This window comes from Acidovorax radicis (genome assembly GCF_020510705.1).
Lineage (GTDB): Bacteria > Pseudomonadota > Gammaproteobacteria > Burkholderiales > Burkholderiaceae_C > Acidovorax > Acidovorax radicis_A.
Genome location: NZ_CP075184.1, coordinates 2,895,424 through 2,910,745 on the forward strand (window position 1 = coordinate 2,895,424; position 15,322 = coordinate 2,910,745).

14 protein-coding genes and 2 riboswitches are annotated in these 15,322 nt (G+C 63.0%); of the genes, 10 read left to right on the plus strand and 4 right to left on the minus strand.

Features of this window, described 5'->3' with window-relative positions; translation table 11 throughout:
• Positions 1-27: 27 nt before the first annotated feature.
• Positions 28-1,041, minus strand: coding sequence for a Bug family tripartite tricarboxylate transporter substrate binding protein (locus KI609_RS13205; RefSeq protein ID WP_226443894.1), 1,014 nt, complete (start codon positions 1,039-1,041; stop codon positions 28-30).
• A gap of 205 nt (positions 1,042-1,246) precedes the next feature.
• Here KI609_RS13205 and KI609_RS13210 point away from each other — a divergent pair, with 205 nt between their 5' ends.
• Together KI609_RS13210 and KI609_RS13215 are read left to right on the plus strand one after the other, a co-directional pair.
• A complete protein-coding gene (locus KI609_RS13210) occupies positions 1,247-2,032 on the plus strand; it encodes an IclR family transcriptional regulator (protein ID WP_413463427.1) in 786 nt (261 codons plus the stop codon).
• A 57-nt stretch (positions 2,033-2,089) separates the two neighbouring features.
• Positions 2,090-2,662, plus strand: coding sequence for a peroxidase-related enzyme (locus tag KI609_RS13215; RefSeq protein ID WP_226443896.1), 573 nt, complete (start codon positions 2,090-2,092; stop codon positions 2,660-2,662).
• Positions 2,663-2,742: 80 nt separating this feature from the next.
• Here KI609_RS13215 and KI609_RS13220 read toward each other — a convergent pair whose 3' ends face one another.
• Both KI609_RS13220 and KI609_RS13225 read right to left on the minus strand, forming a co-directional pair.
• A complete protein-coding gene (locus KI609_RS13220) occupies positions 2,743-3,168 on the minus strand; it encodes an acyl-CoA thioesterase (RefSeq protein ID WP_226443898.1) in 426 nt (141 codons plus the stop codon).
• Positions 3,165-3,947, minus strand: a complete 783-nt coding sequence (locus KI609_RS13225) for an SDR family oxidoreductase (RefSeq protein ID WP_226443900.1) — start codon at positions 3,945-3,947, stop codon at positions 3,165-3,167. The genes KI609_RS13220 and KI609_RS13225 overlap by 4 nt, the downstream gene beginning before the upstream one ends.
• Before the next feature lie 142 nt (positions 3,948-4,089).
• Between KI609_RS13225 and KI609_RS13230 the strand changes: the two genes are divergently transcribed.
• Positions 4,090-5,790, plus strand: a complete 1,701-nt coding sequence (locus KI609_RS13230; RefSeq protein ID WP_226443902.1) for an electron transfer flavoprotein-ubiquinone oxidoreductase — start codon at positions 4,090-4,092, stop codon at positions 5,788-5,790.
• Positions 5,791-5,885: 95 nt separating this feature from the next.
• Here KI609_RS13230 and KI609_RS13240 read toward each other — a convergent pair whose 3' ends face one another.
• Entirely contained in the window at positions 5,886-6,344 is a 459-nt protein-coding gene (locus KI609_RS13240; protein ID WP_264181339.1) for an Lrp/AsnC family transcriptional regulator, read from the minus strand.
• A gap of 465 nt (positions 6,345-6,809) precedes the next feature.
• Between KI609_RS13240 and KI609_RS13245 the strand changes: the two genes are divergently transcribed.
• The 7 genes from KI609_RS13245 (at position 6,810) to KI609_RS13275 (ending at position 15,212) form a co-directional block, all read left to right on the plus strand.
• Positions 6,810-7,781 (plus strand): TRAP transporter substrate-binding protein, encoded by a 972-nt coding sequence (locus KI609_RS13245; protein ID WP_226443903.1) that lies wholly within the window; start codon positions 6,810-6,812, stop codon positions 7,779-7,781.
• A 138-nt stretch (positions 7,782-7,919) separates the two neighbouring features.
• Positions 7,920-8,414 carry a TRAP transporter small permease gene (locus tag KI609_RS13250; RefSeq protein WP_226443904.1) on the plus strand — a complete coding sequence of 165 codons (495 nt, stop codon included), beginning with the start codon at positions 7,920-7,922 and terminating at the stop codon, positions 8,412-8,414.
• A gap of 85 nt (positions 8,415-8,499) precedes the next feature.
• The gene (locus tag KI609_RS13255; protein ID WP_226443905.1) at positions 8,500-9,777 is read left to right on the plus strand and encodes a TRAP transporter large permease; all 1,278 of its coding nucleotides are present in this window, start codon (positions 8,500-8,502) and stop codon (positions 9,775-9,777) included.
• A gap of 6 nt (positions 9,778-9,783) precedes the next feature.
• Positions 9,784-9,888, plus strand: a riboswitch (glycine riboswitch).
• A gap of 13 nt (positions 9,889-9,901) precedes the next feature.
• Positions 9,902-10,032: riboswitch (glycine riboswitch) on the plus strand.
• Between the two features lie 48 nt (positions 10,033-10,080).
• Positions 10,081-11,238, plus strand: coding sequence for a glycine cleavage system aminomethyltransferase GcvT (gene gcvT, locus KI609_RS13260; RefSeq protein ID WP_226443906.1), 1,158 nt, complete (start codon positions 10,081-10,083; stop codon positions 11,236-11,238).
• A gap of 87 nt (positions 11,239-11,325) precedes the next feature.
• Positions 11,326-11,700, plus strand: a complete 375-nt coding sequence (gene gcvH, locus KI609_RS13265; protein ID WP_226443907.1) for a glycine cleavage system protein GcvH — start codon at positions 11,326-11,328, stop codon at positions 11,698-11,700.
• A gap of 30 nt (positions 11,701-11,730) precedes the next feature.
• Positions 11,731-14,634 carry an aminomethyl-transferring glycine dehydrogenase gene (gene gcvP, locus KI609_RS13270; protein WP_226443908.1) on the plus strand — a complete coding sequence of 968 codons (2,904 nt, stop codon included), beginning with the start codon at positions 11,731-11,733 and terminating at the stop codon, positions 14,632-14,634.
• A gap of 173 nt (positions 14,635-14,807) precedes the next feature.
• Positions 14,808-15,212, plus strand: a complete 405-nt coding sequence (locus KI609_RS13275) for an FKBP-type peptidyl-prolyl cis-trans isomerase (RefSeq protein WP_226443909.1) — start codon at positions 14,808-14,810, stop codon at positions 15,210-15,212.
• The last annotated feature ends 110 nt before the right edge of the window (positions 15,213-15,322 follow it).

Below are 15,322 nucleotides of genomic sequence, written 5' to 3' on the forward strand. Positions count from 1 at the left end.
CGAACGACGTGCGGGCCGCGGTATCGCTCAATCCAGGCTGGCGCCCGAATCCTTCACGATCTTGGACCAGCGCGGCACTTCGGTGCGCAGCAGCGTACTGAACCGCTCGGCCGTGCCGCCCAGCACATCGCCGCCTTCAGAGCGCAGTTTTTCAGCCACTTCAGGGTGCTGCAAAGCCTGGTTGATGGCCTTGTTCAGTTGCGCCACGATGGGCGCGGGCGTGCCGGCCGGTGCCAGGATGCCAAACCACGTGACGGCTTCGAAACCCTTGTAGCCGGATTCGGCCAGCGTAGGTACATCGGGCAGTTGCGGGGAGCGCTTGGCCGAGGTGATGGCGAGGACCTTGAGCTTGCCGTTGCGCACCTGGCCCAGCAGCGTGGGCACGGACGACATGTACAGGTCAATCTGCCCGCCCACCAGGTCCGTCATAGCCTGGGCCGCGCCCTTGTAGGGGATGTGGCGCAGCTTGATGTCGGCCGCGTTTTCAGCCAGCTCCCCGGCCAGGTGGGCCACGGTGCCGTTGCCCGAGTAGCCCAGGGTCAATGCATCGGGCTTGCCCTTGGCGGCAGCCACCACATCCGCGTAGCTCTTGAACGGCGAATTGGCGGGCGCGGCCATCACGATGGGCGAGGACGACACCAGCGCCACGGGCACCAGGTCCTTGAGCGGGTCGTAAGGCAGCTTCGGGTACAGCGTGGGATTGATGGCCAGGTTGCTGGTCTGGCCGATCACCAGCGTGTAGCCATCGGCGGGCGACTTGGCGGCCGCGTCCACGCCCAGGTTGCCTCCGGCGCCGGGGCGGTTGTCCACAATGACATTCCACTTGTTCTGCTCTGTCAGCTTTTGCGCGACGGTGCGTGCAATCATGTCGGTGCCACCGCCGGGTGGGAACGGCACGATCAGGCGGATTGGCTTGCTGGGATAGGCGGCCTGCGCGTGAGCGCCTGCAAAGGGCGCTGCCACAGCGACAAGGCCAACCACGGCGGCGCACAGGTGCGCCCCCAGGGAGCGCGAAAGCAAACGAGATGAAAAAGCGGGCATGGATTTGTCTCCTTGTGGGTGGTTCTTCACGCCGTTCTGCACAATCTGCTGCAGGCCCGGCGCTGTGGCGGCGACTGTACGCAGACGTTTCAACCCATACAATGCTGTTTCGCACCATGAAACGAATTGCGCCGTGAGCAACCTTCGCAAAAAACCTCCCTTGCCCCCTGCCCCCGCCAAGGCGCCCGTGCCTGCCAGGGCCCCCTTGGCGCGCAACCCACAACCGGAGCGAGAAGCCGAGACGGACGGCAGCGCGGGCAAGGAAACGGGCGGCGTGATTGCCGTCACGCGCGCGCTGCAAGTGCTGGAGGCCTTTGTACTGGGCGAATCGAGCCTGCCGCTGGCCGAGCTGAGCCGCCGCTGCGGCCTGCACAAGACCACGGTGCTGCGCCTGGCGCGCACGCTGGCGCAGTCGGGCTTCATGGTGCAGCGCGAGGATGGCGACTGGCGCCTGGGCCCGGCAGCCGGCTGGCTCGGCGCGCGCTACCAGGCAGGCTTTGACGTGCAGAACGTGCTGGAGCCCGCGCTGCGCGAGCTGACCCTTGCCACGGGCGAAAGCGCGGCCTTTTATGTGCGCGAAGACAATGTGCGGACCTGCCTGGTGCGCGTGGAAGGCCCCCAGGCGCTGCGCCACCATGCGCGCATGGGCGAGGGACTGCCGCTGGACAAGGGCTCGCCAGGCCGCGTGATCCTGGCGTTCTCCGGCGAGCCGGGCAGAGCCTATGAAGACATCCGCAAGAAGGGCTACCACTGGTCCATTGGCGAACGCGAGCAGGGCGTGGCCACGGTGTCTGCGCCCGTGTTTGGCATGCACTGGCGGCTCATGGGCTCGGTGTGCATTTCGGGCCCGGCGTCGCGCCTGCCGGCTGAAAAACTGGAGGCTCTGGCGCAGACCGTGATCGCCGCTGCCACCCGGCTGTCGTATGCACTGGCCGGCAACACAGCCGCTCCTTCACAGAGCCCCGTGCGAGCGACGCAGTGGCATCCTTGATACTTGCAGCATCCTTTCATCGCCCACCCATTGCACATAACCACCTTCGGAGACGACATGAGCCGCTACCCTTTCCCTGACCTCAACACCCTGCCCGAAGACATCCGCGCACGCATTGTGGAAGTGCAGGAGAAGGCGGGCTTCATCCCCAACGTGTTCCTGGCGTTTGCGCGCCGCCCCGCCGAATGGCGCGCGTTCTTCGCCTACCACGATGCCCTCATGTTGAAGGAAGAAGGCAGCCTGACCAAAGGCGAGCGCGAGATGATCGTGACGACCACCAGCGCGGCCAACCAGTGTCTGTACTGCGTGGTGGCCCACGGCGCCATCCTGCGCATCTACGAAAAGAAGCCCCTCATCGCCGACCAGGTGGCGGTGAACTACCGCAAGGCGGACATCAGCCCAAGAGAGCGCGCCATGCTCGACTTCGCGATGAAGGTGTGCCAGAACGCGCATGAGATCGACGACGCGGACTTCGAAGCCCTGTACCCCCATGGTTTCGATGACGAAGACATTTGGGACATCGCAGCCATTACCGCTTTCTTCGGTCTGTCCAACCGCATGGCCAGCTTTGCGGGCATGTTGCCCAACCCAGAGTTCTATCTGATGGGGCGCGTGCCCAAACAGAAGTGAGTGCCTCAGGCAATTTACTATTGATTTGATAGCTGCTAGCGCTTATTCAATAAGCGCTACAGCCCTATTTCATTTAAATTTCAATCTGCGGTGACCAGTGCCCGCATCCAGTCGGGCAAGGGCGCGGCCTTCTGCTGCGGAAAGTCCACCCAGATCGTCGTGGCTCCACCCGCCGCGCAAATTACGCCGGGCTGGTCCACGCGTTCCATCGTGCCCCAGGTCTCGAACGTGGTGCGGCCGGGGTCGCTCACGTAGAGCTTGAGCAGCACGTCGGCCGGGTATTCCAGCTGCTTGTAGAAGTTGCAGAACGCGTTAACGATGACAGGCCCCTGCCCGCGCGGGTCGGGGTTGCAGCCCACCGACACCATCCACTCGATGCGCGCGGTTTCCAGGTAGCGGAAGTACACGGTGTTGTTGACGTGGCCCATCGCATCCATGTCGCCCCAGCGCACCGGAAAGCGCATTTCAAACACCCGCTTTTTGATCTCAGGGATCTCGATCTTCATACGGCGAAGCCGTCGTCCGCAGCAATCACCGCGCCATTGACAAAGTGGCTCTGGTCGCTGGCCAGCATGACGATGAGCACATCCAGGTCCTGGGGCTGGCCCACACGCTTGCGCGGCAGCAGGGCCATGAGCTTCTGGCCTTGCTCGGTGCGCCAATGGTCATGGTTGATCTCGGTGTCGATATAACCCGGGCACAGTGCGTTGACGTTGATGCCAAAGCGGCCCCATTCCAACGCCATGGCGCGGGTCATCTGCACCACGGCGGCCTTGCTCATGCAATAGGCGCCGATCTGCGGCAGCACTTTGAGGCCTGCCATCGAGGCAATGTTGATGATCCGCCCACCGGTGAAGCTGCCCGGCGCCGCGCCGCGCGAGCGGGCCAGCATGCGCTTGCCCACCTCTTGCGCCACGAAGAAAGCGCCCTTCACGTTGGTGTCGAAGATGAAGTCGTAGTCTTCGGGCGTCACGTCCTGGATGCGCTGCGTGGTGCTCACGCCCGAGTTGTTGACCAGGATGTCAATCGACCCCATTTCGGTCTCGGCGTGCGCGACGGCGGACTTGATGGAGTCGTGGTCGGTCACGTCGAGTTCGACCACGTGGGCATCGCCGCCCTCACCTTCGATGCGTGCGCGCAGTTCCTTGAGCTTTTCAATGCGCCGGCTGGCCAGCACCACGCCGGCGCCGGCCTTGGCCAGCGTGCGTGCAAACTGGGCGCCCAGGCCACTGGAGGCCCCGGTGACAAAGGCCACGCGGCCCGACAAGTCGATGCTGTAGGTCATTGAAATCCTCCCAATTCCCATAAAAAAGAACGACCGTTCTTTTGTCTGTATTCCATGAATACAATCAGTCGCCAGTCAGACAGCAATTGCCACGCCTGCCTGTTGAAATTCAGACCATTATCAAACGCCCGACGAGACGCCCATGACGAACGATGAAATTCTTGCCCAATACGGTCCCCGTGAATCCATGGAATATGACGTGGTGGTCGTCGGTGGCGGCCCAGGCGGCTTGGCCACGGCCATCCGCCTCAAGCAACTGGCTGCAGAAAAAGGCCAGGACGTTTCGGTGGTGGTGCTCGAAAAGGGCTCCGAGCCCGGCGCGCACATTCTCTCTGGCGCCATCATGGACCCCAAGGCCCTGACCGAGCTGATCCCCGACTGGAAGAAACGCGGCGCGCCGCTGAACCAGCCCGTGACCGACGACGCCTATGTTTTTCTGGGCGAAAAATCGGGCTTTCGTGTGCCCAACATGTTTTTGCCGCCTTTCGCGCACAACCACGGCAACTACATCGTCAGCCTGGGCAACCTGACCAAATGGCTGGCGGAACAGGCCGAAGCCCTGGGCGTGGAGATCTTCCCCGGGTTTGCCGCGGCTGAAGTGCTCTACAACGAAGGCGGCGCGGTCAAAGGCGTTGCCACCGGCAACTTGGGGATAGGCAAAGACGGCGAGCCCACCGAGAATTTTCAGCTCGGCATGGAGTTGCTGGGCAAATACACCGTGTTTGCCGAGGGTGCGCGCGGCCATCTGGGCAAGCAGCTCATCGCACGCTACCAACTCGACGCGGACCGCGATCCGCAGAGTTTTGGCATCGGCATCAAGGAACTGTGGGAAATCGACCCGTCCCGCCACCAGCCTGGCCTGGTGCTGCACACCGCTGGCTGGCCGATGGAAAACGACACCTACGGCGGCGCGTTCCTCTATCACGCAGAGAACAACAAGGTGGCGGTGGGCTTTGTCACCGGCCTGGGTTACACCAACCCCTACCTCAGCCCGTTCGAGGAATTCCAACGCTGGAAGACCCACCCCAACATCCGCTATTACTTCGAAAACGACAAGGGCGAAGTCACGGCCAAACGCCTCTCGTATGGCGCGCGCGCCATCAACGCCAGCGGCATCAACGCCTTGCCAAAGACCATCTTCCCAGGCGGCGCGCTGGTCGGTTGCAATGCGGGCTATCTGAACGTGGGCCGCATCAAGGGCAGCCACGCCGCCATCAAGACCGGCATGCTGGCCGCCGAAGCCGCCTACGACGCCGTGGTGGCAGGCCGCCAGCACGACGAACTGACGGCCTACCCCGAAGCCTTCGAAAAGAGCTGGCTGCACACCGAGCTGAACAAGGACCGCAACTTCAAGAACTGGTTCAAGTACGGCCTGACCACCGCCACGCTGATGAACGGTTTCGAGCAGTTTGTGCTGCGCGGCCATATCCCCTGGACGCTGCACCGTGACAAGCCTGATCACGCCTACCTGAAGCCCGCCGCCCAGTGCAAGCCCATCGTCTACCCCAAGCCCGATGGCAAGCTGACTTTTGACCGCTTGAGCAGCGTCTTCATCAGCAACACCAACCACGAAGAAAACCAGCCCGCGCACTTGACGCTCAAGGACGCGAGCGTGCCGGTGAACATCAACCTGGCCAAGTACGCGGGCCCCGAGGCGCGCTACTGTCCGGCAGGGGTGTACGAGTTTGTGCCTGACACCACCAAAGGCGGCGATGCGCAGCGGCTGCAGATCAACGCGCAAAACTGCGTGCACTGCAAAACCTGCGACATCAAGGACCCCACGCAGAACATCGTGTGGGTGACGCCTGAAGGCGGCGGCGGCCCGAACTACTCGGGCATGTAATCAATATTCATAGCGCCTTGCGCTTGATGGGCCTGCATTGCAGGCCTTTTTTTATGAAAGTTGTGGCTGTGGTGTGCTGCCGCTGTCGCGCGAGGCTAACCCGCGAACAGCGGCAGATCAGCCTTCTTCAGCGTACGCAGCACAAAGCTGGAGCGGCTGTGGCGAATGCCTTTGATCTTGTAGAGCTTCTCGCGCAGCAAGCGCTCGTAGTCGCGCGTGTCTTTGACGACGATACGCAACAGGTAGTCGTAGTCGCCGGAAACCAGGTGCGCCTCGATCACCTCGGGAATACTGGCCAGCGTCTCGCCAAATTTTTCGAGCGTGTTGTCGGAATGGCTGTCGAGCGTGACCTGCACCAGCACCGTGTCGGCCAGATCTAGCGCCTGGGGGTCGATGCGTACCGTGTAGCCCTGGATGATGCCGGCCTCTTCCATCTTCTTGATGCGGCCCCAGCACGGCGAAGCGCTCAGCCCCACGGCCTGCCCGATCTCTTGCAGGCTGGCGCGGGCATTGCCTTGGAGCACAGCGAGAATTTTTCTATCCAGTCGATCCATTAGCCTGATTATTCAGCAAAACACCGCTTTACAGAAAATTCTTCTGAAAACAAGTGCAAATGGACTGATTTCAGCAAATTCATCTTCGGACTGCCGCGCATACTTCATCCATCAAGGCGCTCTTACCGGAGTGCACGAACTGACAAGGCCCCGGCTGGTTACCGCCAGCGCGGGGCCCTTGGCATTTTGAGCCCGCATGGCGATGGGTGGTGAGCCATGCAGCCCAAAGCCCAGGCCCTACTGCTTTTAGGCACCGCCCCGACGTTTGGCAGCGTGGGGGAGATCGCCACAAGCGGCGTCACCAGCGGCATGGCATGCCGCATTAATAAGCACGCTTACCAGCACAAACCCCGATGCCTGGGGCCATGTTGCACCGCCATAATTTGACTGCTGCCACTCCACCGCATCTGCGCCCATAGGCGCATTCTTTATCGAGGCCAGCGGCCCCACACAACAGGAGACACCATGCAATTGTCCAAACTCGTCATCGGCCTGAGCCTTGCTCTGGGTTTTGTGGCCACTGCTGCCGCGCAGACCACCATGCGCATCAGCATTTCGACCGCCCAGAACTCCCACCAGGGCGTGGCCATCGACACGTTTGCCAAGGAAGTCGAAAAGCGCACTGGCGGCCGCTACAAGGTGCAGACCTTCTACAACGGTGCCTTGGGTGGCGAGCGCGAATCGATTGAAGCCGTGCAACTGGGCACGCAGGAGCTGGCGTTCAGCTCCACCGGTCCCATTCCCAATTTCGTACCTGAAACCAAGATCCTGGACGTACCCTTCCTGTTCCGCGACAAGGCCCATGCGCGTGCCGTGCTCGACGGCCCCATCGGTCAGGAGATGCTGACCAAGTTTGATGCCAAAGGATTCAAGGCCCTGGCCTGGGCCGAAAACGGTTTTCGCCACATGACCAACAGTAAGCGTGATGTGAAAGAGCCGGGCGACCTCAAGGGCCTGAAGATGCGCACGATGGAGAACCCCGTGCACATCGCAGCCTACAAGGGCTTTGGCATCATCACCACACCCATGGCCTTCCCTGAAGTGTTTACCGCGTTGCAGCAAGGCACCGTCGACGGACAGGAGAACCCGCTGCCTGTCATCATCTCTGCCAAGTTCGACCAGGTGCAAAAGCACCTCACGCTCACGGGCCACGTGTATTCGCCTTGTATCTTTGTGATGAACAAGGCGTCCTTTGACAAGCTAAGCGCTGCCGACAAACAGGCGTTCCTCGACGCTGCCAAGGAAGGCACCAAGGCCAACCGTGCACGGGTTGACGAAGACGATGCCAAGGGCGTTGCGGATCTGCGCGCCAAAGGCATGACCGTGATCGACAACGTGGACAAAGCCAAGTTTGTGGCCGCGCTGGCGCCCGTCAATGCCGAGTTCGAAAAGCAGTTCGGCAAAGCCACTCTCGACAAGATCCGCAATTTCAAGTAACTCGGCCTTTCGGTCAACGCTATTGATAAAATAGCTAAAAACGCCCGTAGCCATTGCGCTAACGGGCGTTTTCATTCTTTACCTGCCCGTGTTCATTTGCCATCACCCTGCCTATCACTCCACGGTCGGCATTGCCCCATGAAAAATTCATTTTTGACCTTTGAGCGCTGGACCACGTTCATCGCCATGCTGGGGGCGTGCGCCATGCTGGCCCTATCGGCATCGCTGGGCATGTTCCAGATCGTGACGCGTTTTGTACTGGAGCAGCCTGCCGAGTGGACAGAAGTGCTCATCCGCTTCAGCCTGATCTGGATGGTCTTTCTGGCCATCCCGGCCGCCTTTCGCCAGGGTGCGATGGTGAGCGTGGACGTGCTGTACCGCTGGAGTCCGCCACGCGTCAAGCGGGTGCTGGACTGGGTGGTGGCGCTGGCCGCCCTGACCCTGATCGGCATCATCATCTGGTGGGGCTGGGACTACGCCCAACGCGGCGGCGTTCAGAGCATGGCAGGGCTGGAGTCCGTGTCCATGTTCTGGGCCTATCTCGCCATGCCGGTGGGTGGACTATTTTGTGTGATCGGCATCATCGGCAACCTCATCGACCCACTGCGTATGGAACTGGAGACCGCCCAATGAACGCCGCGCCGAGCCGCCTCAAACCAATGAACGCCCCTCTCAAAGGGCAGCGAGGACATGCAATGCCGAGCGTGGGGGCAACACGATGAGCATGGTCATGATTTCAACGATGGTGCTGTGCTTTGCGCTCACCGTCTCAGTGGCCGTATCCATCGGACTCGCATCCATCCTGGGTATCCAGGCATCCAACGCGAGCATGCTCATTTCCGTCAAGGAGATGTTCGGGGCCATCAACAAGTTTCCGCTGGCTGCCATTCCGTTCTTCATTCTGGCGGGCAACCTGATGGAAACCGGTGGCATCTCGCGCCGCCTGGTCGAGTTCGCCAAGAGCATCGTCGGTGGCGTGCAGGGTGGCCTGCCCATGACTTGCGTGCTGACCTGCATGATCTTTGCGGCCGTATCAGGTTCGTCGGTGGCCACCACGTTCGCCATCGGCGCCATCCTGATTCCTGCGCTCATCAAGCATGGCTACCCCACCAGCTATGCTGCGGCCCTGCAGGCCACGAGCGCCGAGTTGGGCGTGATCATTCCGCCCTCCATCCCCATGATCCTTTACGGCGTGAGCGCCGAGGTATCGATTGGCGAGCTGTTCATTGCAGGCTTTGGCCCTGGGTTGCTGATCAGTGGCGCGCTGATGTTCTTCGTGTGGGCGTACTGCAAGTACAAGGGCTGGGGCAAGAACGACGGCGATGGGCGCATGCCCTTTGGCAAGGCCACGCTGCAGGCCGGTTGGGCCTTGCTGATGCCCGTGATCATTCTGGGCGGCATATATGGCGGTGTGTTCACCCCCACCGAGGCATCGGCCGTGGCCGTGTTCTACGCGCTGGTCGTGGGTCTGGTGATCTACCGCGAGATCAAGCTCAAGGATCTGTTCGCCATCCTGCGCAAGTCGGCCATCTCGTCGGCGGTGATCATGTTCATCATCGCCAACGCCGGGTTGTTCGCCTTCCTTATCACGCGCGCTGGTGTGCCGGATGCCATCGGCCGCTGGCTGGAGGCAGTGCTGCAGTCCCCTGCCCTGTTCCTGCTTGGCGTGAATGCAGCGCTGTTCGTGATTGGCATGTTCATCGAGACCAGCGCGGCGATCATTGTGCTGGCCCCCATCCTGGCGCCCGTGGCCATGCACTTCGGTATTGACCCTGTGCACTTCGGCCTCATCATGGTTGTGAACCTGGCGCTCGGCATGATCACGCCGCCTTTTGGCGTGAACCTGTTTGCAGCCTGCACGGTAGCCAGAATCTCGCTGGACCGGATCATCAAACACCTGCTGCCTTTTGTCGGCGTGATCCTGGTGTGCCTGTTGATCATCACGTACGTCCCCTCGATCTCGCTGGCACTTCGCGATCTGGTCTACGCAAAGTAGTTAGAATTCGTCGGGTCAGGAGAGAGTGCTCCGTCTTGCCATCAGGACAACCGCACCGCCGAAGGCGCAGGCAGCAGCCGAACGCTCAGGCAAAAGGACTGACAACCGCCCGCAGTGATGCGGGCGTTCCCTTGCTGGAGAGAGGTGGCCCCCACATGAAAACTGTGCGCGAGGCCACCCACCGAAGGAGCAAACCGCACGGCCAGCCAAGGCGCTGCGGTGAATCTCTCAGGTAGAGCGGACAGCAGGGCAAATTCCGTGACCCATGGTGGTCGCGGCCCCTATTTGCCCCGGAGTTCCGCCTTGACCGCTTCTACCCCTGCCACCGCCGCCCCCCTGCTCACCACGCCCCTGAACGCCCTGCACATCGAGCTGGGCGCCCGCATGGTGCCGTTTGCAGGCTATTCCATGCCCGTGCAATACCCTGCGGGCCTGATGGCTGAGCACCAGCACACGCGCAGCGCGGCAGGACTGTTCGACGTCTCGCATATGGGCCAGCTCAAGCTCGTCGGCCCCGATGCGGCTGCGGCGTTTGAAACCCTCATGCCCGTGGACGTGATCGACCTGCCCGTGGGCAAACAGCGCTACGGCCTGCTGCTCACCGACGAGGGCACGGTCATCGACGATTTGATGTTCTTCAACCAGGGCGTGGTGAACGGCGAGCCCACCCTGTTCGTCATCGTGAACGGCGCCTGCAAGGTGGGCGACATGGCCCACATCCAGGCGCGCATTGGCCAGCGCTGCAAGGTCTCTCCCATGCCCGACCATGCTCTGCTGGCCCTGCAAGGCCCACAGGCCGCCACCGCCCTCGCCCGCCTGGCGCCCGGCGTGGAAAAGCTGGTGTTCATGACAGGCGGCAATTTCTCCATAGCAGGCTGCGACTGCTTCGTGACCCGCAGCGGCTACACGGGCGAAGACGGCTTCGAGATCTCGGTGCCCGCCGCACAAGCCGACACTCTGGCCCGCGCGCTGCTGGCGCAGCCGGAAGTCAAGCCCATTGGCCTGGGCGCGCGCAACTCGCTGCGCCTCGAAGCCGGCCTGTGCCTGTATGGCAATGACATCGACACCACCACCACACCACCCGAAGCCTCGCTGAACTGGGCGATCCAGAAGGTGCGCCGCACGGGTGGCGCCCGCGCAGGCGGATTCCCCGGCGCTGACAAGGTGCTGGCGCAGATCGACAACCCCGCCAGTCTGCCGCGCAAACGGGTGGGCCTGGTCGCGCTGGAGCGTGTGCCTGTGCGCGAACACACCGAATTGCAAAACACCGATGGCCAGAAGATTGGTGAAGTGACCAGCGGCCTGCTGGGCCCCACGGTGAACGAGCCTGTGGCCATGGGCTATATCGCGCCCGCGTTTGCCGCCATCGGCACGCGCGTCAACGCCATCGTGCGCGGCAAGGCCGTGCCGATGGAAGTGCGCGCCATGCCGTTCCTGCCCGCCAACTACTTCCGCGGCTGATTTCGCCCGGCGCAGCGCACAGAGCGCGCCTGCGGCCGCTACATTGCAGATTCCTTTCATTTTTCTAGTTGCTTGAGGAGCCTTCCCATGACCGTCAAATTCTCCAAAGACCACGAATGGATCAACGCCGCTGACGCCAATGCAGCCGTGGTCGGCATCACTGTCCACGCGCAAGACGCGCTGGGCGATGTGGTGTTTGTGGACCTGCCCGAAGTGGGCAAGACCCTTGCCCAAGGCGATGTCGCTGGCGTGGTGGAGTCCGTGAAGGCCGCCGCCGACGTGTACATGCCCGTCTCTGGCGAGATCACCGAAGTGAACGAAGCCCTGCGTGCCGACCCCTCGCTGGCCAACTCCGACCCGCTCAATACCGGCTGGTTCTTCAAGGTCAAGCTCAGTGACGCCAGCCAGCTCGATGCGCTGCTGGATGAAGCCACCTACGCCGACTTCGCCAAGAACGCCTGACCCCGATTCCCTCTTCGAGACTGCCCCACCATGTTGATGCAATCCGCCTTGCCGCTTGGCGAGCTTGAAAACGCCACCGAATTCCTGCCCCGTCACATCGGCATCGACGCGGCCGACGAAGCGCACATGCTGTCGGTGATCGGCGAGACCTCGCGCCGCGCCCTCATCGAAAGCATCGTGCCGCGCTCGATCGCGCGCAGCACCGCGATGGATCTGCCCCTGCCGATCACGGAAGCGGCGGCGCTGGCCGAACTCAAGGCGATTGCATCGGAGAACCAGGTCTTGAAGAGCTTCATCGGCCAGGGCTACTACGGCACCCACACGCCGGGCGTCATCCTGCGCAACATTCTGGAGAACCCGGCCTGGTACACGGCCTACACGCCCTATCAGGCCGAGATTTCGCAGGGCCGCATGGAGGCGCTGGTCAACTTCCAGACCATGGCCTGCGACCTGACCGGCATGCCGATTGCCAACGCATCGATGCTGGACGAGGCCACCGCTGCCGCCGAGGCCATGACGCTGGCCAAGCGCTCGGTCAAGAGCAAAAGCAATGTGTTTGTGGTGGCTGGCGACGCCCATCCGCAAACCATCGAAGTGATCCAGACCCGTGCCAAGCCCCTGGGCATCGACGTGGTGCTGGCCCATTCCGCCGCCGAATGGGACGCCGCGCTGAATGGCGAGTATTTCGCCGTGCTGGCCCAGTACCCCGCTACCAGCGGCCGCATTGATGACCTGCGCGCCGACGTGGAGAGGGCCCATGCCAAACAGGCCGCCTTCATCGCAGCGGCCGACCTGCTGGCCCTCACCCTGATCACCCCGCCCGGCGAATGGGGCGCCGACATCGTGGTGGGCACCACGCAGCGCTTTGGCATGCCCATGGGCGCCGGTGGCCCCCACGCCGCCTACATGGCCTGCCGCGACGAGTTCAAGCGCTCCATGCCCGGCCGCCTGGTGGGCGTGAGCATGGACGTGCACGGCAAACCCGCCTACCGCCTGGCCCTGCAAACGCGCGAGCAGCACATCCGCCGCGAAAAGGCCACCTCCAACATCTGCACCGCGCAGGTGCTGCCCGCCGTGATCGCCAGCATGTACGCCGTGTACCACGGGCCCCAAGGCCTCAAGCGCGTTGCGCAGCGCGTGGCCAGCTACACGGCCATCCTGGCCAAGGGGCTCACGCAGCTGGGCGCGCCGGTGCGCCCACAGGCTTGCTTCGACACGTTGTCTCTCAAAACCGACGACGCTACAAAATCCATAGCTAATCGCGCAGTATCCATGGGCGCCAACCTGCGAATTTACTTCGAAAACTACCTGTGCATCTCGCTGGACGAGACCACCACGCGCGCCGACATCGAGCTGCTGTGGAAAGTCTTCGCCAAGGATGGCCAGCAACACCCCACCTTCGACGCCTTTGAAAAAGGCGTCGAACCACTGATCCCCGCCGAACTGCGCCGCACCAGCAGCTACCTCACGCACCCGGTGTTCAACACCCACCACTCTGAGACGGCCATGCTGCGCTACATCCGCCAGCTGTCCGACAAGGACCTGGCGCTGGACCGCAGCATGATCCCGTTGGGCAGTTGCACCATGAAGCTCAACGCCACGAGCGAGATGATCCCCATCACCTGGCCCGAGTTCGCCAACGTGCACCCGTTTGCACCCGCTGACCAGTTGCTAGGCTACCAGGAACTGGACGAGCAACTGCGCGCCTGGCTGTGCCAGGCCACGGGCTATGCCGGCATCAGCCTGCAGCCCAACGCCGGCAGCCAGGGCGAATACGCAGGCCTGCTGGCCATCAAGGCCTACCACGAGGCCCAGGGCCACGGCCACCGCAACATCTGCCTGATCCCCAGCAGCGCGCACGGCACCAACCCCGCCAGCGCCCAAATGGCGGGCATGCAAGTGGTAGTGACGGCCTGCGATGCCAACGGCAACGTGGACATGGCCGATCTGCAAGCCAAGTGCGAGCAGCACAGCGCCAACCTGGCCGCCGTGATGATCACCTACCCCAGCACCCATGGCGTGTTCGAGACCCAGGTCAAGGAGCTGTGCGCCCTGGTGCACCAGCACGGCGGCCGCGTCTACGTGGACGGCGCCAACATGAACGCCCTGGTGGGCGTGGCCGCCCCCGGCGAATTCGGCGGCGACGTGAGCCACCTGAACCTGCACAAAACCTTCTGCATTCCCCACGGCGGCGGCGGCCCCGGCGTGGGCCCCGTGTGCGTGGTGGCCGACTTGGTGCCCTATCTGCCGGGCCATGCCACAGCCGGTGTGCCCGGTGGCGTGGGCGCCGTCTCGGCCGCACCCCTGGGTAATGCCGCCGTGCTGCCGATCAGCTGGATGTACTGCCGCATGATGGGTGCCGAGGGCCTGCAGGCGGCGACCGAAACCGCCATTCTCTCGGCCAACTACATCAGCGCACGCCTCAAAGACCACTACCCCACGCTGTACGCAAGCGAAGGCAAGGATGGCAAGCCGGGCCATGTGGCGCACGAGTGCATCCTGGACCTGCGCCAGCTCAAGGACACCAGCGGCGTGATGGCCGAGGACGTGGCCAAGCGGCTGATCGACTACGGCTTTCACGCGCCCACGCTGAGCTTCCCCGTGCCCAACACGCTGATGGTGGAGCCCACCGAGAGCGAGACGCTGTTCGAGATCGACCGCTTCATCGACGCGATGATTGCCATCCGCGAAGAAATCCGCCAGATCGAAAACGGCGCGTGGCCGCAGGACAACAACCCGCTCAAGAACGCCCCCCACACGGCCGAGAGTCTGCTGGGCACCGAATGGGCCCGCCCCTACGCCCGCGAAGCCGCCGCCTACCCTGTGGCCGCCCTGCGCAGCAACAAGTACTGGTCGCCGGTGGGCCGGGTGGACAACGTGTGGGGTGACCGCAATCTGAGCTGCAGCTGCATCCCCGTGAGCGACTACGCCTGATTCACGCCCTGTGCGCAGACGACGCCCCTGCGAACCGTAGTGGCGTCGCTACAAAGCCCTCGTGCAGCCCGCTTGCACGGGGGCTTTTTCATGGCCCAGCATGCCCAGGCGCCCCCACAAAGGCGAATAAGATCGCGGCTTGTCTGTTTTACCCCCCTCCCAAGGAGACCCCTTTGAGAAACCTCTTGTGCCTCGTGCTCGCCAGCCTCGTGATCGCCCCCGCCGCCATGGCCCAAACCAAGCCCGTGACCACGGCCAGTGGCCTGGTCTATGAATCGCTCAAGGACGGCACGGGCGATTCCCCGAAGGCCACCGACACCGTCAAGGTGCACTACAAGGGCATGTTCCTGGACGGCAAGGAGTTCGACAGCTCCTACAAGCGCGGCGAACCGACGTCGTTCCCGCTCAACGGGGTGATCCCTTGCTGGACCGAAGGCGTGCAACGCATGAAGCCAGGCGGCAAGGCCAAGCTGACCTGCCCGCCCAGCATTGCCTACGGTGCCCGGGGAGCGGGCGGTGTGATCCCACCCAACGCCACGCTCAACTTCGAGATCGAGCTGATTTCAGTCGGTCGCTGAAATGGAATCCCCCCTGAGTCGCCTGTGGCGCCTTCCTCCAAGGGGGGACGCAGCCCTCGCTGCGGGGCGGCCCTTGTTCGGCTGCCCTGGCTTGAGGAGCGCCAGTTGTG

Coding starts and splice junctions, on each gene's coding strand:
- KI609_RS13245 (WP_226443903.1), top strand. CDS start 6,810: ATGCAATTGTCCAAACTCGTCATCGGCCTGAGCCTTGCTCTGGGTTTT.
- KI609_RS13225 (WP_226443900.1), bottom strand. CDS start 3,947: ATGACCTACAGCATCGACTTGTCGGGCCGCGTGGCCTTTGTCACCGGG.
- KI609_RS13220 (WP_226443898.1), bottom strand. CDS start 3,168: ATGAAGATCGAGATCCCTGAGATCAAAAAGCGGGTGTTTGAAATGCGC.
- KI609_RS13205 (WP_226443894.1), bottom strand. CDS start 1,041: ATGCCCGCTTTTTCATCTCGTTTGCTTTCGCGCTCCCTGGGGGCGCAC.
- KI609_RS13215 (WP_226443896.1), top strand. CDS start 2,090: ATGAGCCGCTACCCTTTCCCTGACCTCAACACCCTGCCCGAAGACATC.
- KI609_RS13240 (WP_264181339.1), bottom strand. CDS start 6,344: ATGGATCGACTGGATAGAAAAATTCTCGCTGTGCTCCAAGGCAATGCC.
- KI609_RS13230 (WP_226443902.1), top strand. CDS start 4,090: ATGACGAACGATGAAATTCTTGCCCAATACGGTCCCCGTGAATCCATG.
- gcvH (WP_226443907.1), top strand. CDS start 11,326: ATGACCGTCAAATTCTCCAAAGACCACGAATGGATCAACGCCGCTGAC.
- KI609_RS13250 (WP_226443904.1), top strand. CDS start 7,920: ATGAAAAATTCATTTTTGACCTTTGAGCGCTGGACCACGTTCATCGCC.
- KI609_RS13255 (WP_226443905.1), top strand. CDS start 8,500: ATGAGCATGGTCATGATTTCAACGATGGTGCTGTGCTTTGCGCTCACC.
- gcvP (WP_226443908.1), top strand. CDS start 11,731: ATGTTGATGCAATCCGCCTTGCCGCTTGGCGAGCTTGAAAACGCCACC.